Source organism: Caballeronia arvi (genome assembly GCF_001544695.2).
GTDB classification, from domain to species: domain Bacteria; phylum Pseudomonadota; class Gammaproteobacteria; order Burkholderiales; family Burkholderiaceae; genus Caballeronia; species Caballeronia arvi.
The window spans coordinates 256,795-282,701 of the sequence record NZ_FCOM02000006.1 but is presented as its reverse complement, the minus strand read 5'-3'; the positions used below and the strand labels follow the sequence as shown (position 1 = coordinate 282,701).

The following is a 25,907-nucleotide window of genomic DNA, read 5'->3' as shown; positions in this document are numbered from 1 at the left end:
CGCGATCTTCGCGAGCGAACCGCCGAATTTGCCTACCGCCGTACGCGCGGCCGATACGATCACTACGTCAGTCATTTTCTATCCTCGTCAAACAGCAAAAAGCGTGAGCTGGGTTTCCGTTCCGATGCGATTCACACGGCGTGGAAACGCGTCCAATACGGATGGACTGGTTGAGTTCGATGCGAACTCGGACGGATTGGTGCGTCGTCGAGTGCGGAGCCATGTCCGACCGTCCGATGCGTGAGCGAGCGACCTCAGAAAGCGTCGCGTCGGCTATGGGATGACCTCGCCCGTGGGACAAGGTTCGCTCCGCAGAAAATATCCCGAACGGGATGCGGCAAATGTGCGGCCAAATACATGGTCCATTTAAATGGGCCTTTAACAGAATCTCTCAGGTTAAGCACCGGCCTTCTCTTTCGCTTGTTGCCGTGAATTGCGAAGGCGCAATTCCGCCGCGCGAAGACCGCGCGGTCGTGGCACAGGACATATTGGAAGTTTTACGGTCGTGCGTGCTTGTGCGACGCATCAAATTAGTAACAATTCTAAACGCAAAATATGCGTAAAAAATTTCATATTAGTAGGTGAAAACCCTAGTTTGCGTAAGTTATACCTATTCGGTCGTGCCAAAAAGCGCATCCACGGTCGAACACACGTTCAATAATCATCCTATATGATGACGAAAATTGCGTGGGTTGTATGATCAATTGACCATCTCCGGGTAAATCCGAAATACAAACGCACGGTCGGCGGACGCATGTCGCGGACAAAGTTGCTTTTTAAAAGAACGTGCGATGTGATCACACGCCGATCTATATACGCGAATTAACTACTGCGTATAACCAATTCGTCTTTAGACAATGCTGATTATTTCACTGCTTAGCGCCGTTGCGTGACCACGTGATGAAAACGGCGCGCTGTAAATCGATTTCGCGTTGCCGCGACAAAATGTCCTTTGCGAAAAAAGCGGCTTCGCCGGGAGAGAAAAACCGCTCGACTTCCAGTGATTATTCAGAGCGCTAAAACGAGTCGCTTGCCTTTTGCGCGCGAGCAGCACGCCATCATCCGGTCGTTCGACTGACGTTCGCCTTTCGTCAGCACCACATCGCGGTGATCGATCTCGCCTTCGAGCACGCGCACTTCGCATGAACCGCACAAGCCCTCTTCGCAATCGCTCTGCACATCGACGTTCGCGCGCCGCAGTGTCGCGAGGAGCGTCTGACCGGCCGGCACGTCGAGCACGAGGCCCGAATCCTTCAGCTCGACTTCGAACGTGTGTTCGTTTTTCGGATCGAGTGCGCCGAGCTTCGATTCGAAGTGCTCGATCTTCAGCGCGTCCTCGGGCCAGGAAGCGCTCGCGTCCGTGAGCGCATCGAGCATACGCGCCGGTCCGCACGCGTAGACCTGCGTGTTTTCGTCCACCGCAAGCGCCGCGAAATCGTTGCGCCCGCCCTCTTCCGACACATACACGACGAGCCGCTCGCCGTGCAGCGCGCGTAGTTCGTCGAGCAGCGTCATCGACGCGCGCGAGCGTCCGCTGTAATGCAGCGCGTAATCGAGGCCGAGCGAGCGCGCACGTCGCGCCATCGCGCTGATCGGCGTGATGCCGATGCCGCCCGCGATCAGCACCAGTTTTTTCGCGCGCTCGTCGAGACGGAAATGATTGCGCGGGCCGCGAATGCGCCAGTGCGCGCCCGGCTTCACGTTGTCATGAACCCACGCGGACCCGCCGCGGCTCTCGGTCTCGCGCAGTACGGCGATTTCGAACGCGCGGTGGTCGTCGGGATCGCCGCACAGCGAATACTGGCGCGAAAGACCCGTGTCGCCGCAAATAACGTCGATATGCGAGCCCGCCGTCCAGCGCGGCAAATCGCGGCCGTCCGCCGATACGAGCCGGACGCGCACGATGCGATCCGCGCAGGCATCGACCGAATCGACGATCACCGCGCGGCTCACAGCATGCGACGACGGCTCGCCAATGCGCACCACTGCGCGCGGCTCGCGCACGGACAGATCGGCGCGTTCGGGATTCATCGCCGGGTCCCATTCGACATGAAGATGCTCCGGCCCGCGAAACGACGTGTTCGGCACGTAGGTGAAACTTTGCTCGGCGAGCCGCATGTGCGGCAGGCGGCGCGTGAGCTCGTCGAGAAAGACCTGCATCTCCATGCGCGCGAGGTTCTTGCCCATGCACTGATGCGCGCCGTAGCCGAAGGTCAGCTGATCGCTGGCGTTCTCGCGGCGGATATCGAAGAGATCGGCGTCGGCGAACTGATGCTGATCGTGATTCGCCGACGACGTGACGATCAAGAGCTTCGAGCCCGCCGCGATCTCGATGCCGCCGATCGTCACGTCCTTCGTCGCGAGCCGCCGCCATGCCGCGACCGAACCGTTGTGACGCAGACATTCCTCGACCGCGTTCGGAATCAGGCTCGGGTCCTCGCAGATATCGCGCCATGCGTCGGGATGCTGGAGCAGCAGCTTGAGCGCATTCGCGGTGGCGTTCGCCGTCGTTTCGTGCGCGGCGACGATGCCGGCCATCATCATCGAATGCAGATACGAGTCGGTCACGACGTCGGGCAGTTCCTTCTGCTTGCGAATGCCGTACTGCATCCAGCCGGGACCGGACGGATCTTCGCGCATCTTGTCGAGCATCTTGCCCGCGAATTGCCAGAACTTGCCGACCGCGTGCGCGACTTCGACCTGCTCTTCGGGCTTCGGCCGTCCCCACGTGTTGACCGTGTGCGCGATCGAATAACGGCGCAGCGTGTCCATGTCTTCCTCGGGCACGCCGAGAAAATGCAGCGCGACGGTGAGCGGCACTTCCCACAACATTTGATCGACGAGATCGGCGCGGCCATCGTCGATGAAGCGATCGACATAGTCGCGTGCGAGCGCGCGCACCATCGGTTCGTGATGCGCGAGCGCCTCGGGCGTGAACGGGTCCATCAGCGCGCGACGGCGCGGCATGTGCGCGGGCTCGTCTTCATTGACGAGCGTGCGGTTCAGCGCGAAGCCGTAGGACGCGAGCACGGCGTTGGCTTCGGGGCCGGTCGGCGTAATCTTCTCCAGCGCGATCGACGGACTGAACGTGATGTTGTCGCGGAAGATGGCCTTGATGTCGTCGTAACGCGTGACGATCCAGTAGCCGAGCTTCGGGCTCCAGAACACGGGCTCCTGCTCGCGCGCCCAGCGCACGTATTCGGGCGGATCTTGTTGATAGCCGTCGCCGAAAGGATCGAACCCGGCCGCGCGCGGGCTGACCGGGCAACCGTTCGGGGCGTGATCGTGGAATGGGCATTGCGGCGCCGCGGTCATTGCTGTCTCCTGCTTTATTTATTAGCGTGACCACAGTATGCAACGGCTCACCACTTCCAGCGCACGCCCAGACCGCCTCCTATCGCGCTGCGGTGCGAACCGCCGAGATTGGTCGACCAGGCGAGATTCGCGAAGACGCTGCCGCGCACGCTCACCTTCGCGACGATGCCCGCGCCGAGTTGCGCGGTCGTTGCGGCGACGTTCGTCGGAATGACGTCGACGCCCGCGAAAGTCGCGCTATCGGTCGCGCCGAAGTAGCGCCACAGGTTCGCGCGCAGATACGGCTCGAAGGTCGTGCCGGACGCGTCGAAATGGCCATAGAAGCGCACGCCGAGCCGGCCGATGAAACCGCTCGCTTCATGAAACGATACGGTCGAAATGCCGTCGTCGATATCGTGCAGATTCGCGTGCTGCCAGATGAGCTGCGCTTGCGGTTCGATCGCGAGACCGCCGGAAAGCGGGATGGGCAAGCCACCCTCGATCGATGCGGCGAACGCGCTGCCATGCGTCGTCGCGCCGACGCCGCGGTTCGATTGCGGGTCGGCCGTGAGCGAACTGCCGAGCAGGACCGCGTCCGTGTACCACCCGTTCGGTCCGATATGCGTCCAGTAGAGCCCCGCGCTGTATGCGTTGATCGACAGATGACCGGCGTCGGCGTTCGGAAAGCCGAGCGCGAAACCATTGACATCGCCGCTCGCACGCGCGAAGCCGAAAAAGAAGCCGTAGTGATTGCGATGACCGGACGGCGTCGTGTCCGCGTAAAGGTCATGGCCGACCTGCACGCCACCGATGCCGCCGCTGAACTCGGGATCGGCCGCGCCGCTGTTGTGCTGCGTCGTGTGTCCGCCCCAGACGCGCGCCCACGCCGCGGGTAGCGCGCCGTTCTCCGTCAGCAGCGACTGTTCGCCCTGACGTTCGTGGAACGTGCCGATTTGCTGGACAGTCAGCTCGCGCGCGATCGGCGGCAATTCGGCGTAGACCGGCACTTCCATCCGGTAGAGCGGCGTTGGCGGCGCTCCGGGTGGAGGCGGCGGTGGAAGCCGTGGCGTGCCCGCTGCCGCGGTTGGCTGCGGCGTTGGCGTTGGCGTTGGCGTTGGCGCCGGAGCCGGAGCCGGCGTCGGAGCCGGTGTCGGTGTCGGTGTCGGTGTCGGTGTCGGTGTCGGTGTCGGCGTCGGCGTCGGCGTCGGTGTCGGTGTCGGTGTCGGCGTCGGCGTTGGTGTCGGCGTCGGCGTTGGTGTCGGCGCTGGTGCCGGTGCCGGTGCCGGCGCTGGTGCCGGTGCCGGCGCTGGTGTCGGTGTTGGCGCAGCAGGCGGAACTGGCGCTGGAGCAGGCACAGGCACAGGTACAGGTACAGGCGCTGGCACAGGTAAAGGCGCTGGCGCCGGTGGCACGCTCGAACGCAGGTACCAGTTGTCCGCTGTTCCCGCGCTGACGCCGCCCTTGAACAAGTAATACGTATAAGCACCGGCCTCCATCGGACGCGCAAGCGTGAACGCGCCCGCCGATGTCGTCGCGCCATTCGTCGCCTGAACGACCATGATGCCGTCGTTCACCGTCAATCCGCCCGTTCCGCCGACGTTCGTCACGCCGATCGACGTCGTGCCTCCGCCGGCGCCCTGCGCAATCACGAGCTTGTCGCTCGGCGCGCCGTCAGCCGCGAGCACGCTCTGCACCAGAAGCCGTCCCGCGGTGCCCGTGTAATTGCCGTTCACGACCAATTCGTCGCTCGTGCTCGTACCGCCGTTCGTCAGATCGATCGTTCCCGCGTTGTTCAGCGTGACGAGCTGCCCAGCGACCGCGGGCCGCAACGCCGTGCGTCCGATGCCGCCCGCGAAAATCGTGCTCGTCGCATCGAGATTGAGCGTGCCCGTACCGGTCGCGGCGTCGCCGAGCGTCAGTCCGTTCGCATCGAAAGTCAGTTGCGTATTGTTCGACGCGTTCACCGTCTCCCAATTGGAAAAGCGCGAGAGACCGCTTGCCTGCACGTTGTCGAGCGTGAGCGAATCCGTGCCGGAACCGCCGTCGATCTGCGTCGTCGCGGTGAGTGCGGCATCGGTTAGGTTGCTGAACGCGGCCGTGTCGTTGCCCGCGCCGAGCGTTACCGGTCCCGCGATCTTGCCGCCGCTCCATGTCAGCGTGTCGGCGCCCGAGGAAGTCAAAACGCCCTGCCCGATCGTGCCGCCCGTAATCGTCAACGCATTGTTGCCGCTGCCGACATCGACGCGCCCGCCGATCGTGCCGCCAGAAAGGATGAACGTATCGTCGTTCTGCACGGCGGTGACGTTGCCGTCGACCTGTCCGCCCGACATGTCGTAGATGTTGGTGCCCACGTTCAGATCGACGCTGCCGATGCGCCCGCCCGTGACCCGCACGACATCGCCGTTCACAAAGGCGCCGACGATTCGCCCGCCCGACATCGCGAACGTGTCGCGCCCATCGCCCTGATCGAGCGAGTCGAGCTGGCCGGCGGTCATCGTGAAGGCGTCGACGCCATCGCCCGGACGAATCTGTCCCGTGACGATGCCGCCGTTCATGTTGAACGTGTCGTTGCCGGTATCGGTGCGCACCGCGACGCCCGCGCCTCCCGCGATCGTTCCGGTGTTCGTGACCGAGACGTTGATTTTCCCGCTCGCCACAATCGCTTCCGCGCTCGTGCCGCGAATCGTGCCGGTGTTGTTGATCGTCTCGGCGCCATTGGCGATCTTGACGCCCGTGGTGCCTTGAATCGTGCCCGCGTTATCGAGCGTGCCGCCGCCATTCGCGACGATCGCGCTTGCCTGCTGACTCGTGATGCTCGCGCCCGCCGCGTTCACGATCGCCGCGTGATTCGCGATGGATATGCCGAGGCCGCCCGTGCCGCGCACGATGATCGTGCCGGCGTTGGTGATCGCGCCCGGCGATGCATCGAGCGAAACGATGCCGTGCGCGGTGCCGCCGGATACATCGATCGTGCCGTTGTTCGTGATGACGTTGTTGCCCGGACCGTTCGCGCCGCCATTGGCGACCATGCCGTTCGCCGATGCGCCGGCCGTCGAAATAGAGCCGCTATTGATGAGCGTGTCGCCCTTGGCGCGCGCGGCCATTCCGCCAGAACCTGAGCCACTCGCGACAATGGTCCCGTCATTGATGAGCGTACCGCCGCCCGGACTGGCGAAGTCGATCATCGCGGTGGCGTTCGCACCGCTCGTCGTGAGCGTACCGCCTGCCTCGTTGTGCATGATGACGGCGGCCGCGCTGTTGAACATCGCTTCGGAGCCGGCACCCGTTGTGGACACGACGCCGCGGTTCACCAGCGTGTTGTGTCCCGCGATGGTGCCCTGCGAGGTCATCCCGTCGATGTTGTCGCCGGTCACGCGCAGCGTTCCGCTATTCGTGGCGGTGCTCGTGTTGCGCACGGCAAGTCCATTGTTATTGGCGATGTCGAGCTCGGCGCCGGGCAAAATGTTGATCGTCACATTGACGCTGCCCTGCACCGCGACGATCGGCGCCCTCGACGGATTGGGCAAGCGTGTGTCGCACGTGACCGTCGCACCGGACTGCGGCGCGGTGTTGTCGCACCCGCCGAACGTGGGCGATGCGCGGAAGAGACAGGAGACGCCGAACGCGAGCGAAACAGCATGAGCGAGCGGCGTCGATCGGACTGGAAGGAACGAGCGGCGCATGACTTCTCCGGCCATGCGGACGGTTTCGATTTGATCAGCAGCCCCGTATATCGTTACGGCTCACGTGCCCGGCTCGTCCGCGATGTTGTGCTCAGATTAGTGCACGCATCGCGCTTTGCAAAGAAAGCCCGCTCGTGCGTCAGATCGGCTTGCCTTCGCTCGATGCCCAGCCGGGCATGAGCTCGTTGCTCTGCAATGTTTCGTCGATCAGCTTGCGCGCAGTCTGCCTTCCCGCCACGGGCAGACCTTCGGGATTCAGCGCGCCGATCTGCACGAGCACCGAAGCCTGGTCCCAGTAGATGTGCTCGTTATAGAGCTTGTCGCCGCGAAAGCGAATCACGGCGAGCATCGGCACTTCGAAGTATCGGCCGGTCGGCGCGAGTCCCGGCAGCAGCCAGTCGATCTCGCGGTCATGCGTCGCACAGAATACGAACTCGTCGACAACGCGATCCGCGCCGATCGTGCGCGATACCGGGATCAGCTTCGTGTCGGCGGGATTCGAATGGATGAAGTGATATCGATAGAAACGCTTGAGCTGATCGTGACCGACACCGCCGGTCATCGTCGGCACGTGATTGACGTAGGGCTGATCGACCATCGTCGGCATGACGGCGTCGACATCGCGCGTGCCGAATTCGAAATAACAGTGCTGTTCCCACAACGAATCGAGATCGAAGAGCGGCCCGAGCACTTTGCGCAGCATCGACAGCGTGCGCGAATAAGCCATCAGCGCGGCTGGCTTGTCGAAATGTTCGCTTTCCGAAACGATGAAGCCGTTCGATGTGCCCGGATAAACGTAGCGCTCGATGTGCGGCTTGTTCGCGAGCGCGGACTCGACGTCGCGCGGATCGTGCGAGCCGTGTTCGGCGAAGTGGAAGACCATCGGGCAGCGGATCGTCGGAATGTCGGCGAGCAAGGCGGCGAAGTCGTCGGGGCAATAGCAGGCGGCGCAATCGACGTCCGCCTGCGCGGCGATGCGCGTCGCGAGCTGCCCGCCGCGCCCGAAACCGACCACGCCGATTTTCCCCGCCTGTTGCGGCAACGCGCGCAGGCCATCGACGAGCGCCGCGAAATTTTCCGCCGCGACGCCGCCGGGCTTCGGATCGCGCGACGGAAGTTGCGGCGCGAGCACGACATAGCCTTCTTCGGCGTACAGATCGGCGGTGCGCCGGACGAAGTCGTCGAGGCCCGCCGTATCGTGCAGCAAAACGATGCCCGGGCCCGAGCCTTTCGCGGGCTGCGTCACGTAGGCGGGAATCGCCGTGCGGTCGCGAAGCGTGATGTCGATGAACGTGCCGCTCATTGTCTGCGTCTCCTCATATATATAGAGCGAATTTTTTCGGCGGCGCACGCCGTGCGTTCAGGACAGCAGCGTGTCGGCGAGCAGCTTCACGTTCAGCACGACGATCACGCCCGCGACCAGCCACGCCAGCGCGGTCGTCCAGCGCGAGATCGCGAAGACGCCCATCGTGCGGCGGTCCGATACGAAGCGCACCAGCGGAATGACGGCGAACGGCAGTTGCATCGACAGAATCACCTGGCTCAGCACGAGCAGTTGGCCCGTGCCCTTCTCGCCGTAGATCGCCGTCACGATGATCACCGGCACGATCGCGATCGCGCGCGTGATCAGCCGCCGCGCCCAGTTCGGAATACGCAGGCGCAGGAATCCTTCCATCACGATCTGGCCGGCGAGCGTCGCGGTGACGGTCGAGTTCAGACCGGACGCGAGCAAGGCAACCGCGAGGAGCGTCGATGCGATGCTCAGGCCCAGCAACGGTGAAAGCAATCGGAAAGCATCGCCGATTTCCGCGACGTCGTCGTGCCCGCTCGCGTGAAACACGGCAGCAGCGACGATCAGGATGGCCGCGTTGATGAACAGCGCGAGCGTCAGCGCGATGGTGCTGTCGATGGTCGCCCAGCGGATTGCGTCGCGCCGGGCCGCGACCGATTTTCCGTAGGCGCGCGTCTGCACGACCGACGAATGCAGATAAAGGTTGTGCGGCATGACCGTCGCACCGAGAATGCCGATCGCCACATAGAGCATTTCGCGGTCGGCGACGATGCGCGGCGAGGGGACGAAGCCGCGCAGCACGTCCGCGAACGGCGGCGAGGCGGCAGCGATCTGCAACGTGAAGCAGCCCGCGATCACGATGAGCAACGCGATGACGAACGCTTCGAGCAACCGAAAGCCTTTGTTCATCAGCAGCAGCAAGAGAAAAGCGTCGAGCGCGGTCAGCAGCGCGCCGGCGATCAGCGGAATGCCGAACAGCAGATTCAGCGCGATGGCGGTGCCGATGACCTCGGCCAGATCGCATGCGACGATCGCCGTCTCGCACGCGAGCCAGAGCGCGAAGTTCACGGGTTTCGAATAGTGATCGCGGCATGCCTGCGCGAGATCGCGGCCGGTCGCGACGCCCAGCCGCACCGCGAGCGCCTGCAGCAGAATCGCCATCAGGTTGGAAAGCAGGATGACCGTGAGCAGCGTATAGCCGAAGCGCGAGCCGCCGGCGAGATCGGTCGCCCAGTTGCCAGGGTCCATGTAGCCGACGGAAATCATGTAGCCGGGACCGGCGAACGCGAGGAAGCGCCGAATCCATCGGCCGCCGGACGGCACGTGCACCGACGCGTACACCTCCGGCAAACTCGGGCGGAACGCGTCGTCCTGCTCGGGCGGTTTCGAAGCGGGGCGTACAGGATCAAGCATCGGCTCGTTTCTCCTGCGGAGTACCGTCTGTGGTGCTGGAAATATGCGCCGGGCCGGATGAACATTCAAGCGTACGAGCCAATCGCGCGCCGACAATGAATCTGCATGCTGATAATTCGACTTATCAGATGCAGCGATTTTTGTTGTCAAATTCGAAGGTGGTTGATAACCTTGCCGCAAATCGTTGATAAGAAAGGATAAATGGAAGCGCCCGCACGTCGTTCGACAGACTCGACTCTGACTAGCGCGCCTCTGCGCGCGCCAAGTCGACTCACGCGTCAGCATTTCGCGTTGTATCGGGGCTATCTCGACGGCGTGTCGGAAGCGCAACTGCACGCATCGTATGGCGACGCCAGTACCGACGTACGCACCACGCGACGGCTGATCGACGCCCTGCGCGATACGCTCTCGGTCCTGGCCCGGCGCGCGCGCGATATCGAGGCCGCGCATTTGCTGCGGCTGCGCCCCGGAAGCATTCCGCTTTTCGAGCCACCGCCCGCCGCCGCAGTGCCGACGCTGGACGACTTTCGTGAAAACGTCGATCCGGACGGTGTTTACGGCGAATCGGAATTGCTCGCGCTGTACGAGGAAGCCTATCCGCCACAAAGCTCGCCCGCCCTCGATCGGCGCGCCACGCGCAATGCGCGACTGCGCCGCCGGCAGGCCGAAGCGCTCGCGCGCATGGAGGCGTCGCTCGCTCAGGATCCGAGTCCGGATCATCCTATCGACGGCTGGTTCGAGCCTGCCGTCACGGCACGATTGACATCGGCTGGACTGACGACGCTGGCCGATGTCATCGAACTGATCGAACGGCGGCGGCATCGCTGGTACACGGCGGTTCCCCGCCTCGGGCCGAAAGGCGCGCAACGCATCGTCGACTGGCTGCACCTGCACGGTCAGGCGCTTCGGCATCCGCTGTCCCCGCTCGCACTAAGGCCGAGACGGCAGTGGCGAACCGCCGACATCGCGGCAGCGCAGCCATCGGAGATCGAAGAGCGCAATACGGTCGCGATTGCGCCGCTCGAAGCGTTGCACATTTCCGCTGCACTCGACGGCTCTAAAGGGTCGAATCGCATGAGCGCGGTGTCCCGCTTCGACACCGACATCCGCGCGATTTCGGCCTGGCTCGACGCACGTTCGAGCAGTGCGCATACGCGGCGTGCGTATCGGCGGGAGGCAGAGCGCCTGTTGCTCTGGTCATTGGTGGAGAAGAGCAAGCCGCTCTCATCGCTCGATGCAGGCGATTGCGCCGAGTACATCCTCTCGTTTCTTCCGAATCCGACACCGGGAGCGCGCTGGGTCGCGACTCAGCGCGGCGAGCGGTGCTTCGCGAGCTGGCGGCCGTTTGCGGGCCCGCTTTCAGATCGAAGCCGTGAAACCGCACGTTCGATCTTGAGCGCGATGTGCGAATGGCTGGTCGGCGAGCGTTATCTGACGGTCAATCCGTTCGCGGGGCTTGCGCGCGTCGCAGCGCCGCCAGTCTTCGATTCGGTCAACCGCACGCTCGACCTGGACCAGTGGACATGCGTGCTGCGGTCGGTGGAGCGAACGGAGTATTCGTTTGCCGAGCACCGCGACAGATTGGCGCTCGTGTTGGCTTACGCCACGGGCCTGCGCCGCGCCGAACTCGCCGCCGCGACGACTTGCGCGCTGAGCGTCGGACGGCTGTCCGGCGTGAACGGCGCGGTCTGGCGTCTCGCCGTGGACCAGGGCCGGCGATCGTCGCGCACGGTGCTGTTGCCACCCGCGGTCGTGGAGGCGCTTTGCGAGAATCTCGCGTTACGCGGCCTTCCGAGTCCGTTGGACTGTGCCGAAGGCACTCCGATTCTGGCTCAGGCGCGCGGCGGCCAGCCAGTAACGCCTGATGGGATCGGGAAGATATTTAAGAGTATTTTTTCGAACGCCGCGGCGTTGATGGACTCGCAGGCACCGGGAGCCGGGCAGCATTTGAAGCGCGCCAGCACGCACTGGCTTCGACACACCCACTCTACGCACGCTCTCGGCCACGGCGCGGAACTGCGCGAAGTCAGCATAGGCCTCGGTCATGCCGATGTCTCGACTACCTCGCTTTATCTCAAAACTGAAGATGCCGGGCGTTTTCTCGGCGTCGAACGGTTCCTCCGAAGCGCCTCGACGGCCTCAAAAATCGCAGAATCCTCTTAATTTCGCGTTTACACGAGCAGAAAGCGTTGTAAAAATGCCCGGTGGGGGCGCTCAAGTACTTCAGAGTTTACTTGAGGTTTACCGGTTCGCCGTTTATTCTTCGGTTTGCAGCTTGTTTTCCACAAACCGAATAATTTATTGCTTACCCAGGCCCGCCAGTGACTGCGAATTCCATGCTAAGCGCTCGGCTTCCCGAAGTCGATCAATCCGTTTCGATCGAAACGCTCTTGGGAGTGGCCGCGCAAGCCACTGATATTCTCAATCAGATCCGCGATGCGATGTTGGAGCCGTATCCGCGCAAAAGCGCGCCGACATTCACGAGCGCGCAGGTTGCGTCGCTCTGCGGAATCGACAAGCAGCGGTTCCAGTACCTGACGACCAAGGGCGATTTGCCCGCGGGAACGTCGAAGGGCGCGGGCCGCAGCAAGGAGTTTGCGCTCGAAGAAGCGTTGACCTGGATCCGGGCGACGAAAGAGCGCCCTCGCCGGCCCGAGGGCAAGCGCGGGCGAATCGTGACCATCGCGAACTTCAAGGGCGGCGTAGCCAAGACGACCACGGCCGTCTCCGCCGCGCAGGCGTTGACGCTGCTCGGCCGCAAGGTGCTGGTCATCGACTGCGACCCGCAAGGCACGACCACCCAGCTATGCGGGTGGGCGCCGGACGCGGAAATCTCAGACGATCAGACGCTTCTTCCGTTGATCTATGGCGACCAGACCACACTGCACTACGCGGTGCAGGAAACGTACTGGCACAACCTCGATCTTATCCCCGCGTCGTCGTCCCTTTTCGACGCCGAATTCGAGATTCCCGCGAAGGTTTTGAACGACAGCACGTTCGAATTCTGGGAGATCGTTCGCAAGGGGCTGATGCCGCTCACCGACGAATACGATGCAATCGTCATCGACACGCCTCCGGCGCTCAGCTATCTGACCATCAACGCGCTACTCGCGTCGGATGCGATTTTGCTGCCCTGCCCGCCTGAAGCCCTCGACTTCGCAAGCTCGACGCAGTTCTGGCATCTTTTCGCCGATATCGCGAAGAAGCTGCCGGGCGTGCTCGAGCAAAAGCGCTTCGATTTCGTGAACGTCATCATGACGAAAGCCAAGTCGGACGACGTTTCGCGCGTGGTGCGCGGTTGGCTCCAGAAAGCCTACGGCGACCGTGTGCTGCCTTTCGAGATTCCGGAGTCCACCGTGCCGAAGGGCGCGTCGGCACAGTTGTCGACGGTCTACGACTTGTCGAAACCGGACGGTAGCACGGCGGCATACAACCGATTCAAAGAGCCGCTCGACCGGCTCGCCGAACATCTCGACGCGCAGTTCGCTCGCGCGTGGAATCAGACGGAGGCGTAAATGGGCATCGGGGACAGACTACTCGCCAAGACAGCGAACATCGGCAGCAAGCCAACCGAGCCAGCGCAAGCGCGTCCGGTGAACAACGAACCGCGCACGTCGCCGGGGCGGCTGATGGATGCGCAACATCGCATCAACACGGCTCAGGCTCGAATCAAGGAACTCGAATCTCAACTCGAGGAGCGAGCGGCACTTGAAGTCTCGCTCGACGCGCTGGTCGAAGTGAGCGGACGGCGTCGGAAGCTGACCGCAGAACAGTTTCAAGAGCTGAAAAGCAATCTCGCGCAGCATGCGCTCGCTACGCCGATTCTGGTGCGCGTGCTGCCAGAGGCCCGCTACGAGATCATCGCTGGGCACAATCGCGTGGCAGCCTATCGCGAACTCGGACGCACCACGATTCGCGCGAACGTCGCGTCGATCGAAGAAGGTGAAATCGAGTTCGCGGCATTCTTTTCGAATCTGCTGTCACCATCGCTGACCGACTTCGAGAAGTATTGGAACTTCAAGCGGCTGCAGGAGTTGAGCGGCCTATCTCGGAGCCAGATATCCGAGAGTGCCGGCTTGAGCAAAAGTCACGTCACACGAATCTTCTCGTTCGATGCGTTGCCGGAGGCGGCCAAAATTGCGCTGGCCGAAAAGCCCGAGCGGCTCGGAAGCAACGCAGCGCAGAAGCTGGCTGCACTTACCGAGGCCGGCAAATCGGACAAGGTGATTGAAGCTGTTCGCAAGTTGATTGACGACGAGAACTTTACGCAAGACAGGGCGGTTGCATTGGCCGCTGAGAAGCCGAAGTCGACAGCGCCCAGCGCAACAGTCGTAAGATCGGGAAGAAGGAAGGTCTGCGAGATATCCACCCGCAATGGCGTAGTAGGCGTCCGCTTCTTCGAAAAAGACGCGACAGATGCAGAGCAGTGGGGGCAACGCATTGCCGACTTCATCAACAAGACGTTGAGTGAGTCGGACCAAGACTGAGACTCTAGTAGATTTTCGTTCTAAATCAACCGCTTAACGAATCAACAGCAGTCAAAGAGCGTCGAACCTAGTAGAACTTCGTTATAAATCAATGACTTACTGTAAATGCACGAACGAGGTTGCCATGTAACGAGCAAGCTTTAAAAAGACAAAAGCCTTCGGCGCCAACCGAAGGCTTTTGAATATCGGGCTTAACTGCATATTGCCCGTTCCGCTTCCCGACGCCAATCGGGTCACGAGTACACACCTCGAAGTTTAGCGGAACGCGATCGGCAGTCAAGCGTTTGTCTTCCATTTTTCGAAATGGACGTACTTGACATGCGTATCGCGCAACATTCCGTTGCTGGCGAGGCTGTTCCTCGCCCTCAAACATCCAAATCTTCGCCGGCGGTAGAAGATCAACAGGCTCTCGACGAATATGCCTGCGACCGATCGAACCTGCCTTGGGTGATCTTCCGCGCAGCCCATCGCGCGACCCACACAGCCGCCCTGCCTGCACGGGCGCGAGCCCTGCTCGCTGCTTTGGCGCGCACTGTCGATGCAGCTCGTCCCTACGCCGCGATCTTCGCGCGTCGAGAATTGCTTACCGGACGTGCTCAGCAATCCATGCGAACGTTCTATCGCGGCCTGGACGATCTCGAAGTTGCTGGATTCATCACTCGCCCGCCCCAGACCAGATATGGTCAAGCAGGCTTGTTCGGTCGCGCTTATCTCCACCTCACGCCCAAGGCAGCCATCCTGCTGGGCTTGGTCGAGCCCGAGAAGGGGATCGAGAAGCCGTCCCCAGCGCATCGGGAAGACGCGCTGAAAACCGAAGCCGCTATTTTTTACCCGTGTCCGTCTGTCACTGTGGCAGACGGCGCTATATATAAGGATCTAATCCCAACTACTCAAAAGAGACAACCAGGACGCCTCCCCGCCGATCTCCAGCGCCTGTTGCCGCTGGGCTTTCGTGAATTTCTGATTTTCAAGCTGATGCGCGAAGCCAAGCTCCACGGCAAACTGCTTTCCGACGTGGTCGAAGCCACTTGGAATGCTTTAAGCCGCGCCAAGCATCCGATCAGCTATCTCCGCACGCTTTTACGCGCTCCCGTTGATTTCGCCTACCGTCTTCAAAGTCAACGTGACGCGCGCGCCGAAGAGAAAGAGAAACGAGTCCGGTCGCAACGTACCGATAACGCCATCGCCAAACACGCTGGCCAACTCTTCGTCAGTCACGACGGACTTCGTCGATATCGCATCTCCGATGACCTGCGGTCCATCACGATCCGTCACCGCGACGAGCCCCAGCCCCGTGTTCACGCCGGCACGTGGGCACAGGACTTTGCCGCAGCACTCGATGCCGGGCGCATTCTGCCGGCCGATGCGGAAAGTGCCAGCGATGCGTTCATGCCTGACAATCCAAGCAGACAGACGCGTACCCTGAAATCGTCCGCTGTTGCAGAAGGCGCCCCCGCCGCGAGGGACAGTGTCGAAGCGCACCTGAACGATCTAAAGCACATTCTTCGCTTGAAGCGGGCTGGAATCGTCCCAACTATGAAGTCAAGGGATGTCGAGATGCGATCAAGTCTGGATCCGTCAGGTGCGTTCCGTTTGAGCTCGCTTATAAAGGCTGCGTCACATACGACGTCCGGTTCTTCGCAAGTGATGTCGTGAACTCTGGAATCCTCAGACAAAACGTGAGGCGTATGTCGGATAAATGGTCGCGAGTAGCCACGTCACGAAAACTTTTGAAAAACCTGCTGCGTCGCAGCAAACGCTGGTATACTCTAAGGTTGCGCCTTAATGGGCGATTGGAAAACGCAAACCGCCTCTAAACGCGGTCTGTGTGCTTTGCTCGATGCGATTTTCAGCAAGCCGTCCGTGGTCGAAGCTGTCATCGAAATCATTGCGAGCCGTCACGCTCGCTTCCGGGGATCTGTCGTCGCCGAGCAAACCTGTCGAGGAGAAAGTATGGCAAGTTTTGATCGGGAAGATTCGGAGCTGGATATCGTCGCGCCGGCGCGCAAGTCACCGGGACGGCGGGCGAACAAAGGGAAGGGCCAGGCCGGCACGATGCAGCCCGACGTCGCAATGACCGCAGAGCAGAATGAAGAGCGTCAGCGCCAGATGCGCGCGCTCATCCAGTTGGGCAAGGAACGCGGGTATCTGACGCACGCCGAGATCAACGACCACCTGCCGGACAACTTCGCCGAAACCGCGGCGATGGAAACGGTCGTCGCCACGTTCAACGACATGGGCGTCGCGGTCTACGAGCAGGCGCCGGATGCCGAAACGCTGCTTCTGAGCGATAGCGCCCCGAGCGTGGTCACCGACGAGCAATCGGACGAAGAAGCGGAAAACGCGCTGTCGACCGTCGATTCCGAATTCGGCCGCACGACCGATCCGGTGCGCATGTATATGCGCGAGATGGGCGCGACCGAACTGCTCACGCGTGCCGGCGAAATCGCGATTGCGAAGCGCATCGAAGATGGTCTGCACGAGATGATCCAGGCGATCGCGGCATGCCCGTCGACCGTTGCGACCATTCTCGCGGACGCGGCGCAAGTCGAATCGGGCGAGATCAAGATCGACGAACTGGTCGACGGTCTGAAAGAAGACGACACGGAAGAGGCCGCCGATATTTCGGCCCCCGAAACAAACGATTCGACCGATGTCGATACGGACACCGATGAATCCGACAGCGACGATGATGGCGACGAAGATCTCGACGGCGCCGATTCGGCTGCTTCGAACGAAGCGCGCCTGAAGCAGCTCAAGGCGGATTGCCTCGAAATCTTCGCGCGTGTGCGCGAACTCGCGGAACACGCAAGCAATCCTAAGGGATCGGGCGTGGTCGCGACGAAGGCCGTCGAAAAGGCACGCACCGAAATCCAGCGCGAGCTCGGTTCGATCCGTTTCACGGCGAAGACCATCGACCGCCTGTGCGTCGACGTGCAACAGCAAGTCGCGCAAGTGCGCGATTTCGAGCGTCGCGTCTTGCAGATCGCAGTGGATCGTTGCGGCATGCCGCGTGAGAAGTTCGTCGAATCCTTCGTGGGTCACGAAACCGACCTCGAATGGACGACGCGCGCGGCCGCCAGTGCGAAGCAATACGGCGCGTCGCTCGAGCGCAGCCTGCCGGCGATTCAGGCCGAGCAGCAAAAGCTCATCGACATCGAAGGCGTGGTTCAGATGCCCCTCAAGCAACTCAAGCAGATCAACCGTCAGATGACGGCTGCCGAGTTGAAGATGCGTCAGGCCAAGCGCGAGATGATCGAAGCGAACCTGCGTCTCGTGATCTCGATTGCGAAGAAGTACGTCAATCGCGGCATGCAATTCCTGGATCTGATTCAGGAAGGCAACATCGGTCTGATGAAGGCGGTGGACAAGTTCGAATATCGCCGTGGCTGGAAGTTTTCGACGTACGCGACCTGGTGGGTGCGTCAGGCCGTGACGCGTTCGCTCGCCGATCAGGCGCGCACGATCCGCGTGCCGGTTCACATGATCGAAACGATCAACAAGCTGAACCGTATTTCGCGCGAGATCCTGCAGCAGACCGGTCAGGAAGCGCATCCGTCGGTGCTCGCCGAGCGCATGGAAATGCCTGAGGAGAAGATCCGCGGCATTCTCAAGATCGCGAAGCAGCCCGTGTCGCTCGAAACGCCGGTCGGTGAAGATGCCGATGCGACGCTCGGCGACATGATCGAAGACCAGGGCGCCGCATCGCCCGCGGACGCGGCGGTGCATGCGAACATGCGCGCCGCGATCGACGACGCGTTGAACGCGCTGTCGCCGCGCGAGGCGAAGGTGCTGCGCATGCGCTTTGGTATCGACACGGCTTCGGATTACACGCTCGAAGAATTGGGCAAGCAGTTCGACGTGACGCGTGAGCGTATTCGTCAGATCGAAAGCAAGGCGATGCGCAAGCTCATGCATCCGAGCCGCGCCGACAAGCTGCGTCCGTTCCTGGATCGCTGATCCTGCCAGTCGCCCGGATCCACATTCGGGCGAATTCGAAAAGCGCGTGCCGCCGAATCAGGCTGCACGCGCTTTTTTACGTCCGCAAGAAGCGTTAGCCGTGTCTCGCGCCCGACGATGCGCATGCCTTCAGCGCGACGATCGCCTTGTTCGCGAGCGTGAGCGTTTCTTCGCAGGCGAGACGATCGCGGAAAATCGAGCATCCGCCGCCCGCATTGACGCGCGCTACCGCGCTGCGGACCTTGTCCAGCGCCGATTGCGGCGAACCCGTATCTTTGATGATCGACGCAATGTCGAATGCACTCCCGGCATCTGTTTCGACATAGCCGGGGCATTGGGTTTGCGCATGCACCGCCGCGCAGACCAGCCCGATCGCGGCGACGGCGGGGAACCGTCGCGGCCGGGCGAGGTGAAAGGACAGTTCACGGGCGGGAAAAAAGCGGGGAAGGGCATTCATGGCGTCACCACGGTCGAACACGCATCGAAGAACGCGAGCGACGGGCGAATTCGGACCGGCTGAAATGGACGTGCGCTTGTCCACAGATTTCTTGGACAAGCATGTGGATATCCTGAGCATCATCGCGTCAACGCATTGATGCATAACGCATTTCACCCGGCGTGCGAAATTCGCGCGCTGCTTCGTCTTTCATTCTGAACCGGTTCTGCGATTCGTGTCGGGTGGGCGAAAATCTTCGTCGGCAGACGCATCAAGCGTCTGCCGACGGTTGAACGCGAAAATCACCCGCGCTTCGGAATATCCAGCCCGCGCTGCACTGCCGGCCGCGCGAGAAACGCTCCAAGCGCGCGCTCCACATTTGGAAACTCGTGAAAATCCACCAGCTCCCGCGCTTCATAAAAGCCGACGAGATTGCGCACCCACGGAAACACCGAAATATCGGCGATGCTGTACTCGTCGCCCATGATCCAGTCGCGGCCGTCGAGGCGCTTGTCGAGCACGGCAAGCAGCCGCTTCGATTCCGCGACGTAACGCGCGCGAGGCCGCTTGTCCTCGTACTCCTTTCCGGCAAACTTGTGGAAGAAGCCGACTTGCCCGAACATCGGGCCGATGCCGCCCATCTGGAACATCAGCCATTGCAGCGTTTCATAGCGCTTCGCGACATCGTCGGGCATGAGCTGGCCGCTCTTCGCCGCGAGGTAGACGAGAATCGCGCCGGATTCGAACAGCGGCAGCGGCTCGCCATTGGGTCCGTTCGGATCGATGATTGCGGGAATCTTGTTGTTCGGATTGAGCGACAGAAATTCGTCCGACATCTGATCGTTCGCATCGAAGCGAACGAGATGCGGCTCGTACGGCAAGCCGGTTTCCTCGAGCGTGATCGATACTTTCACGCCATTGGGCGTCGGCAGCGAGTAGAGCTGGATCCGCTCGGGATGCTGAGCGGGCCATTTTTTGGTGATCGGGAAATCAGAGAGAACAGGCATGTAAGGTCCTCGAGGGTCGAATCGGCGAATATAACGATTTCACCGGATTCGTGCCCTGAAGACACCACGGCGCGCGGTGTCATCCGCACGACTCATCGAAAGGAAAAGATTGCGGGATCTCGTACAGACGCCGCGTGTCGAAGCGCAGAACCTGTCATTGCCTCGACTACAAAGAGCTTGTAGTAATCGCCGGAAACGTACGAGGATTGCGCGAAGCGCCAAAGGTCAAGAAGCTAACCAACACCAAAGAAACCAAGCCCTTGCGGGAATAATGCAGCGCCTGCGCGACGTGCGGGCCGGTTCGCTGGCTCGCTTATTGCATCGACGATGATGCCCGAGCATCTCTGTCGGTCTTACGAACCGTTGGTTTAACGCTGCCATGAAAACCGTTCCTCTCGCAACGCTTACCGCATTCGCTGCCGTGGTCGGGGGACTGCTGCCCAGCCTGTGCGGAGCGACCCCGCTCGAAAGTCAGCTCGACTGCAAATCCAGTGCGCACCGATTCATTGCGCCGCTCGTCGCCAATAAGTCCATCAATGCGCAGCCGATGCGCGTCGAGGCCAACTCCGTCAACGCTTTCAAGCCCACGCACGGCAGCGAGCTTACGGCGTACGGCTTTCGCGTCTTCGCCGTGCTGGGCTACGAGCAGGGCGACGACATGTTCAAGCGCGGCAGCGGCCAGCCGATCAACGATTCGGCATATGGCGTGGTGGTGCTCGGTGCGTCGGAGACGGTGGAGGCGAAGGTGCGAGAGTCCGGCAGCACGGCGGTCGTGAAGCAGGTCATACCGATGGTGATGACCGCCGTTTTCTGCGATGGCAGCGGCGCGCACAACACGACGACCGCGGGACCGGTCACGACGGAAGCATCGCGCAGCCGCTGAATTGTCGTCGATAATGCTCTCCCGATATGAGCGCGCGAGTGTCGCGCTCCACACAACAGGAGAACACCGATATGTCCGACGCAGCCAACCAGTCTCAACGAATCGCCATCGTCACCGGAGCGGGCAGCGGAATCGGCCGTGCGGCGGCGCTGGCCCTGCTCGGCGACGGCTGGTCGGTCGTGCTGGCGGGTCGGCGTCCCGCGCCGCTCGAAGCGGTCATCGGTGAATCGAACGCGCAGAATCGCTCGCTCGCCGTTCCGACCGATGTCTCCGATCCGCAATCGGTCGAAAAGCTCTTCAACGCAGCGGTCGAGCGCTTCGGCCGCGTCGATCTGCTGTTCAACAACGCGGGCGTGTCGAACCCGCCGGGGCCGTTCGAGGACTGGACGCCGGAGCAATGGCGCAATGTCGTCGACATCAATCTCAACGGCATGTTCTATTGCCTGCAACAGGCGTTCCGCACGATGAAGGCGCAAACGCCGATGGGCGGGCGCATCATCAACAACGGCTCGATCTCCGCGAGCGCGCCGCGTCCGAACTCGGCGGCTTACACGTCGACGAAGCACGCGGTCGGCGGGCTGACGAAATCGGCATCGCTCGATGGCCGCAAGTACGACATCGCGGTCGGTCAGATCGATATCGGCAATGCATTCACCGAGCTTTCCGAGCGCATGTCGAAGGGCGTGCCGCAGGCGAACGGCGAGATCGCCATCGAACCGATGATGGACGTGAAAATCGTCGGTCAGTCAGTGCTGTACATGGCGAATCTGCCGCTCGACGCAAACGTGCTGTTCCACACCGTGATGGCGACGAAGATGCCGTTCGTCGGCCGCGGCTAAGCGCTTTTATTCGGTCCGATACCAGACGCGAATGCCCGAATACCAATGGCTGACGCTGGTATCGTCGCCGGCGCCGAACGTCGAGAGGCTTTCGACGTTCAGCACATCGACCCCATTCTCCGCAATCCACCTGTTCGCGCGCTCGACGAGCGCCGCGCCGTTCTCGTACACGTTGCCCTTGATGATGTGATGCTGCACGATCTGTCGCTCGAAATCTTCGTAAGCGATTTTCGTCATCGGTCGTCTCCATTTCTTGATTGAATTCGGCGACGCGTTCTTGCTGCGGCGCAGCGATGCCACCGCATGACGCGTTCGTCCGATTCGCGCATCATATGGCCTAAGACAGCGCGCGTGAAAGAAGGGCGCGTCGCGAAAGACAAGGAGAGCACGCATGGACATGCGGCAACGCGAGCACATCGAGGCAGTCGTCGCGGCGACCACGCGGGCGGACGCGCTCGGTTCGCCGCGCACGCACGATGGCATCATCGAGTCTTCGTGGCGGCGTTGCGTGCATCAGTACGGGCTCGATCCGTCGCGCATGCAGGAAGCGCGCATCCTGCCGCAGACGCGGCTGCGCGAGCATCAGCAACGCATCGACGATTTCGCGCGCATCGCGCGTCACGGGCTCGAAACGCTGTACGAGCAAGTCGCGGGCATGGGTTACGTCGTCCTGCTGACGGACGCGCTCGGCGTGACCGTCGATTACATCGGCGACGCAAATACGGATTCCGCGTTGCGCCGCGCCGGGCTCTATCTCGGCGCGCAATGGAGCGAAGCGGGCGCGGGCACCTGCGCGGTCGGCACGGCACTGACGACGGGCCAGGCGCTGACGGTGCATCAGATCGACCATTTCGACGCGACCCACATTCCGCTCACCTGCACCGCCGCGCCGCTCTACGATTCGCGCGGCGCGCTGTCCGCCATTCTCGATATCTCCGCGCTCACGTCGCCGCAAGCGCGCGACAGCCAGAATCTCGCGCTGCAGCTCGTGCGTATCTACGCCGGGCATATCGAGAACGCGAACTTCCTGCGTACACATCGGCAGGACTGGATTCTGAAGCTGAACGCATCGCCGGAATTCGTCGATGTCAATCCCGAATTTCTGATCGCGCTCGATGCGAGCGGGCGCATCGTCGGCCACAATCGGCGCGCGCACGCGATGCTCGCGGCGGAAATCGGCCGGCCGATCGCGCCGGGCGCGGTGTCGGCCGATGCGGCGGCGTCGCTGATCGGCGCACGCTTCGACACGCTGTTCGATGCGCGCGTCGAAGAACTGGGCCGCTTCGTGTATTCGCGGCCGAGCGAGTTGCGCGCGGTGCCGCTCGCGAAGTCCGGCGCGCTGCTGTATCTGAGCGTGATGCCGCCCGCGCCGTGCTTCACGCCTTCTTCGGCGACGGCGAAGCAGCGTGACATCGAGATTCCCGCGCCGCTTGCCGCGCTTTCCGGCGGCGATGCTGCGCTCACGCGTCAGCTGGAGCGCGCGGCGAAGCTCGTCGATTCGCCGATCAATCTGCTCGTCAACGGCGAAACCGGCAGCGGCAAGGAGTTTTTCGCGAAGGCGCTGCATCGCGCGAGCGCGCGGCGCGCGGGGCCATTCGTCGCGGTGAATTGCGCGGCGATTCCGGAGACGCTCATCGAAAGCGAGTTGTTCGGGCATCTGCCGAACAGCTTTTCGGGCGCGGGCGCGCGGGCCAAGCGCGGGCTGATTCAGGAAGCGGACGGCGGCACGCTCTTTCTCGATGAAATCGGCGACATGCCGCGCGAGCTGCAATCGCGTCTGCTGCGCGTGCTCGCGGAAGGCGAAGTGCTCGCGATCGGCGCATCGCGGCCTGTTTCAGTCGATGTGCGCGTGATTTCCGCGACCCATCATTCGCTCGACACGCTCATGCGGGACGGACGTTTCCGCGAAGACCTCTACTACCGTCTGAACGGCGCGCGCTTCACGCTGCCGCCGCTGCGCGAACGGACCGATCTCGACTGGCTGATCGCCAGGTTTCTCGGCGACGACAGAGTCACGCTGTCGCCCGCGGCGCGCGAGCGGCTGCATCGGCATGACTGGCCGGGCAATCTGCGCGAGCTTTCGAACGCGCTGCGTTATGCGCGCGCGGTGTGCGCGAACGGCCTGATCGACGTCGATGATCTGCCTGAAGGATTCGGCGTCGCGGAAACGCTGCCGCCGCCGCGAATCATCGAAGACTTCGATCCGCATCGCCTGCCGCCCGAAGGCATGCTGCTCATGCAATACCTGCGTGCCGCGAGCTGGAACCTGAGCGCGGTCGCGCGGCAGATCGGCGTGAGCCGCATGACGCTGTATCGGCGCATGGCGCGCTACGGCATCAAGTCCCCGAATCAGCGCGACACGAACGGTCACTGAACACGCGATACGCCTGTACTCGTCGATACACCTGCCGCTGTGACACCTGTCACGGCGGCGCACGTTACATCGCATCGAAACCCCCGTTTTCTACGGGAAATCCCGCGCTTTTTCGATTGGCATGGGCCTTGCCTTTATCCGCCGCACAAAAGAACGACGGAGACAAGGAATGCCACAGCCGCTGGTCGGCATCATCGCCAATCCTGTTTCGGCGCGCGACATCCGGCGCGTCATCGCGAACGCGAACAGCCTGCAGCTCGCGGACCGCGTGAATATCGTGTTGCGGCTGCTTTCGTCGCTGGCGTCGTGCGGCGTCGATCGCGTTTTGATGATGCCGGATCGCGAAGGCCTCAAAGTCATGCTTCAGCGCCATCTCGCGCGCAAGCAAGGCCCGGACGCCGCGCTCGCCGCCGTCGAGTTTCTCGATATGCCCGTTACGGCGCGCGTCGATGACACGTTCCGCGCTGCGCGCATGATGCTCGACGCCGGCGCCGATGCGCTCATCGTGCTTGGCGGCGACGGCACGCATCGCGCGGTCGTGCGCGAATGCGGGCAACTGCCGATCGCCGGCATCTCCACCGGCACGAACAACGCGTATCCGGAAATGCGCGAGCCGACGATCGCGGGACTCGCGACGGGACTCTATGCGACCGGCCGCGTGCCGTCGCGGGAAGCGCTTGCGTCGAACAAGCGGCTCGACATCGAGATACGAGATCGCAAGGGCGTCGTGCGCCGCGATATCGCGCTCGTCGATGCCGTCATCTCGCACGAGCATTTCATCGGCGCGCGGGCGCTGTGGAAGATCGATACGCTCGCTGCCGTCTACGTTTCTTACGCCGATCCGCAGGCGATCGGCATGTCTGCGATCGCCGGTCTGCTCGAACCGCTCGGACGTCACGATGCCGGCGGCCTTGCGATTGAACTGGCCGCGCCCGGCAAGGGCGAATTCGATCTGCACGCGCCGATCGCGCCGGGTCTTGTCGAACCGGTGCCGATCGCGAACTGGACACGTCTCGCCGATGGCGTGCCGCATCGCGTGAAGCAGCGCACGGGCATCGTCGCGCTCGACGGCGAACGCGAGCTCGCCTTCGGCCCCGACGACGAAGTGACCGTCACGTTGCATGAAAACGCCTTTCGCAGCATCGATGTCGCCGCCTGCATGCGCTACGCGGCGTCGTCCGGGCTGATGCGTCAGCTCAAGAGCAATCCCCGCTAGACCACCTCAACGAAGGAGACAGAGATGACAGCTACGCAACATGCGGGCGGCTTGCCGCTCTCCAAGGACGAACTGCTGACCGTCTATCGCAAGATGCGGACGATCCGCGATTTCGAGGAACGCCTGCACGTCGATTTCGGACGCGGCGACATTCCCGGCTTCGTGCATCTCTACGCGGGCGAGGAAGCGGCGGGCGTCGGCATCATGAGCCATCTGAACGACGGCGACCGCATCGCGAGCACGCATCGCGGACATGGGCACTGCATAGCGAAGGGCGTCGATCCGGTCGAGATGATGAAGGAGATCTACGGCAAGAAAGGCGGCTCGTGCAACGGCAAGGGCGGCTCGATGCATATCGCCGATCTTTCGAAAGGCATGATGGGCGCGAACGGCATTCTCGGCGCGGGCGCGCCGTTGATCTGCGGCGCTGCGCTCGCGGCGAAGTTCCGCGGCAAGGGCGAAGTCGGCATCACGTTCGCGGGCGATGGCGCGTCGAATCAGGGCACGTTTCTCGAAAGCCTGAATCTCGCCGCCGTGTGGAATCTGCCGGTGATCTTCGTGATCGAGAACAACGGCTACGCGGAATCGACGGGACGCGATTACGGCACCGCCGTCGACAGCTACGTGGATCGCGCGGCGGGCTTCGGCATTCCGGGCGTGACCGTCGACGGCACCGATTTCTTCGCGGTGTACGAAGCGGCGGGCGAAGTCATCCGGCGCGCGCGCGAAGGCGGCGGCCCGGCGCTGCTCGAATGCAAGATGATCCGCTTCTACGGCCATTTCGAAGGCGACGCGCAGACCTATCGCGCGCCGGGCGAGCTCGACGATATCCGCTCGAACAAGGATTGCCTCAAGAAGTTCGCGAACGCCGTGACGCAGGCCGACGTGATCGCGCCCGCGGAACTCGACGCCATCGACAAGGAGGTCGCCGCGCTGATCGACCGCGCGGTGCAGGAAGCGAAGGACGCCCCGTTGCCGAGCGCCGCCGATCTGCTCACCGATGTCTACGTCAAATACTAAATTC

17 protein-coding genes are annotated in these 25,907 nt (G+C 62.5%); 10 read left to right on the top strand and 7 right to left on the bottom strand.

Annotated elements, in window-relative coordinates:
- Positions 1-1,008: 1,008 nt before the first annotated feature.
- From AWB74_RS10375 to AWB74_RS10360, 4 genes are all read right to left on the bottom strand, one after another.
- The gene (locus AWB74_RS10375) at positions 1,009-3,315 is read right to left on the bottom strand and encodes a cytochrome P450/oxidoreductase (RefSeq protein WP_061146662.1); all 2,307 of its coding nucleotides are present in this window, start codon (positions 3,313-3,315) and stop codon (positions 1,009-1,011) included.
- Between the two features lie 47 nt (positions 3,316-3,362).
- Entirely contained in the window at positions 3,363-6,977 is a 3,615-nt protein-coding gene (locus tag AWB74_RS10370; protein ID WP_160110240.1) for an autotransporter family protein, read from the bottom strand.
- A 139-nt stretch (positions 6,978-7,116) separates the two neighbouring features.
- On the bottom strand, positions 7,117-8,280 hold the full coding sequence (locus AWB74_RS10365; protein WP_061146660.1) for a dienelactone hydrolase family protein: 1,164 nt from the start codon (positions 8,278-8,280) through the stop codon (positions 7,117-7,119).
- Between the two features lie 57 nt (positions 8,281-8,337).
- Positions 8,338-9,681: an Nramp family divalent metal transporter gene (locus AWB74_RS10360; protein ID WP_061146659.1), complete on the bottom strand. Its 1,344-nt coding sequence runs from the start codon at positions 9,679-9,681 to the stop codon at positions 8,338-8,340.
- Between the two features lie 201 nt (positions 9,682-9,882).
- Here AWB74_RS10360 and AWB74_RS10355 point away from each other — a divergent pair, with 201 nt between their 5' ends.
- The 5 genes from AWB74_RS10355 to rpoD all read left to right on the top strand — a co-directional run bounded on the left by AWB74_RS10355 (position 9,883) and on the right by rpoD (position 18,128).
- Positions 9,883-11,844 carry a phage integrase family protein gene (locus AWB74_RS10355; RefSeq protein ID WP_061146658.1) on the top strand — a complete coding sequence of 654 codons (1,962 nt, stop codon included), beginning with the start codon at positions 9,883-9,885 and terminating at the stop codon, positions 11,842-11,844.
- Positions 11,845-12,017: 173 nt separating this feature from the next.
- Complete coding sequence (locus tag AWB74_RS10350) at positions 12,018-13,196, top strand: ParA family protein (RefSeq protein ID WP_061146657.1); 1,179 nt, start codon at positions 12,018-12,020, stop codon at positions 13,194-13,196.
- On the top strand, positions 13,197-14,168 hold the full coding sequence (locus tag AWB74_RS10345; protein ID WP_061146656.1) for a ParB/RepB/Spo0J family partition protein: 972 nt from the start codon (positions 13,197-13,199) through the stop codon (positions 14,166-14,168). It begins immediately after the preceding gene.
- Positions 14,169-14,486: 318 nt separating this feature from the next.
- The gene (locus AWB74_RS10340; RefSeq protein ID WP_235024533.1) at positions 14,487-15,824 is read left to right on the top strand and encodes a replication protein O; all 1,338 of its coding nucleotides are present in this window, start codon (positions 14,487-14,489) and stop codon (positions 15,822-15,824) included.
- A gap of 297 nt (positions 15,825-16,121) precedes the next feature.
- Entirely contained in the window at positions 16,122-18,128 is a 2,007-nt protein-coding gene (rpoD, locus tag AWB74_RS10335; protein WP_061146653.1) for an RNA polymerase sigma factor RpoD, read from the top strand.
- 94 nt (positions 18,129-18,222) lie between these two features.
- Here the strand turns inward: rpoD and AWB74_RS10330 are convergent, their stop codons facing one another.
- On the bottom strand, positions 18,223-18,585 hold the full coding sequence (locus tag AWB74_RS10330; protein WP_061146652.1) for a hypothetical protein: 363 nt from the start codon (positions 18,583-18,585) through the stop codon (positions 18,223-18,225).
- A gap of 281 nt (positions 18,586-18,866) precedes the next feature.
- On the bottom strand, positions 18,867-19,571 hold the full coding sequence (locus AWB74_RS10325) for a glutathione S-transferase N-terminal domain-containing protein (RefSeq protein WP_061146651.1): 705 nt from the start codon (positions 19,569-19,571) through the stop codon (positions 18,867-18,869).
- 379 nt (positions 19,572-19,950) lie between these two features.
- Here AWB74_RS10325 and AWB74_RS10320 point away from each other — a divergent pair, with 379 nt between their 5' ends.
- Positions 19,951-20,454: a hypothetical protein gene (locus AWB74_RS10320; protein WP_061146650.1), complete on the top strand. Its 504-nt coding sequence runs from the start codon at positions 19,951-19,953 to the stop codon at positions 20,452-20,454.
- Between the two features lie 71 nt (positions 20,455-20,525).
- Positions 20,526-21,293, top strand: coding sequence for an SDR family oxidoreductase (locus AWB74_RS10315; RefSeq protein WP_061146699.1), 768 nt, complete (start codon positions 20,526-20,528; stop codon positions 21,291-21,293).
- Positions 21,294-21,299: 6 nt separating this feature from the next.
- On the opposite strand, the gene AWB74_RS10310 is transcribed toward AWB74_RS10315, so the two are convergent.
- Positions 21,300-21,530 carry a hypothetical protein gene (locus AWB74_RS10310; RefSeq protein ID WP_061146698.1) on the bottom strand — a complete coding sequence of 77 codons (231 nt, stop codon included), beginning with the start codon at positions 21,528-21,530 and terminating at the stop codon, positions 21,300-21,302.
- 154 nt (positions 21,531-21,684) lie between these two features.
- Between AWB74_RS10310 and AWB74_RS10305 the strand changes: the two genes are divergently transcribed.
- The 3 genes from AWB74_RS10305 to AWB74_RS10295 all read left to right on the top strand — a co-directional run bounded on the left by AWB74_RS10305 (position 21,685) and on the right by AWB74_RS10295 (position 25,903).
- The gene (locus AWB74_RS10305) at positions 21,685-23,667 is read left to right on the top strand and encodes a sigma-54-dependent Fis family transcriptional regulator (protein ID WP_061146649.1); all 1,983 of its coding nucleotides are present in this window, start codon (positions 21,685-21,687) and stop codon (positions 23,665-23,667) included.
- A 169-nt stretch (positions 23,668-23,836) separates the two neighbouring features.
- On the top strand, positions 23,837-24,883 hold the full coding sequence (locus AWB74_RS10300) for an ATP-NAD kinase family protein (RefSeq protein ID WP_061146648.1): 1,047 nt from the start codon (positions 23,837-23,839) through the stop codon (positions 24,881-24,883).
- Positions 24,884-24,907: 24 nt separating this feature from the next.
- Positions 24,908-25,903, top strand: a complete 996-nt coding sequence (locus AWB74_RS10295) for a thiamine pyrophosphate-dependent dehydrogenase E1 component subunit alpha (protein WP_061146647.1) — start codon at positions 24,908-24,910, stop codon at positions 25,901-25,903.
- Positions 25,904-25,907: the final 4 nt, after the last annotated feature.

What these genes read in the sequence shown, in the direction of transcription:
- AWB74_RS10340 (WP_235024533.1), top strand. Translation starts at nt 14,487, where the DNA reads ATGCGTATCGCGCAACATTCCGTTGCTGGCGAGGCTGTTCCTCGCCCT.
- AWB74_RS10355 (WP_061146658.1), top strand. Translation starts at nt 9,883, where the DNA reads ATGGAAGCGCCCGCACGTCGTTCGACAGACTCGACTCTGACTAGCGCG.
- AWB74_RS10345 (WP_061146656.1), top strand. Translation starts at nt 13,197, where the DNA reads ATGGGCATCGGGGACAGACTACTCGCCAAGACAGCGAACATCGGCAGC.
- AWB74_RS10365 (WP_061146660.1), bottom strand. Translation starts at nt 8,280, where the DNA reads ATGAGCGGCACGTTCATCGACATCACGCTTCGCGACCGCACGGCGATT.
- AWB74_RS10370 (WP_160110240.1), bottom strand. Translation starts at nt 6,977, where the DNA reads ATGCGCCGCTCGTTCCTTCCAGTCCGATCGACGCCGCTCGCTCATGCT.
- AWB74_RS10360 (WP_061146659.1), bottom strand. Translation starts at nt 9,681, where the DNA reads ATGCTTGATCCTGTACGCCCCGCTTCGAAACCGCCCGAGCAGGACGAC.
- AWB74_RS10320 (WP_061146650.1), top strand. Translation starts at nt 19,951, where the DNA reads ATGAAAACCGTTCCTCTCGCAACGCTTACCGCATTCGCTGCCGTGGTC.
- AWB74_RS10375 (WP_061146662.1), bottom strand. Translation starts at nt 3,315, where the DNA reads ATGACCGCGGCGCCGCAATGCCCATTCCACGATCACGCCCCGAACGGT.
- AWB74_RS10315 (WP_061146699.1), top strand. Translation starts at nt 20,526, where the DNA reads ATGTCCGACGCAGCCAACCAGTCTCAACGAATCGCCATCGTCACCGGA.
- AWB74_RS10330 (WP_061146652.1), bottom strand. Translation starts at nt 18,585, where the DNA reads ATGAATGCCCTTCCCCGCTTTTTTCCCGCCCGTGAACTGTCCTTTCAC.
- AWB74_RS10350 (WP_061146657.1), top strand. Translation starts at nt 12,018, where the DNA reads ATGCTAAGCGCTCGGCTTCCCGAAGTCGATCAATCCGTTTCGATCGAA.
- AWB74_RS10325 (WP_061146651.1), bottom strand. Translation starts at nt 19,571, where the DNA reads ATGCCTGTTCTCTCTGATTTCCCGATCACCAAAAAATGGCCCGCTCAG.
- AWB74_RS10310 (WP_061146698.1), bottom strand. Translation starts at nt 21,530, where the DNA reads ATGACGAAAATCGCTTACGAAGATTTCGAGCGACAGATCGTGCAGCAT.
- rpoD (WP_061146653.1), top strand. Translation starts at nt 16,122, where the DNA reads ATGGCAAGTTTTGATCGGGAAGATTCGGAGCTGGATATCGTCGCGCCG.
- AWB74_RS10295 (WP_061146647.1), top strand. Translation starts at nt 24,908, where the DNA reads ATGACAGCTACGCAACATGCGGGCGGCTTGCCGCTCTCCAAGGACGAA.
- AWB74_RS10305 (WP_061146649.1), top strand. Translation starts at nt 21,685, where the DNA reads ATGGACATGCGGCAACGCGAGCACATCGAGGCAGTCGTCGCGGCGACC.
- AWB74_RS10300 (WP_061146648.1), top strand. Translation starts at nt 23,837, where the DNA reads ATGCCACAGCCGCTGGTCGGCATCATCGCCAATCCTGTTTCGGCGCGC.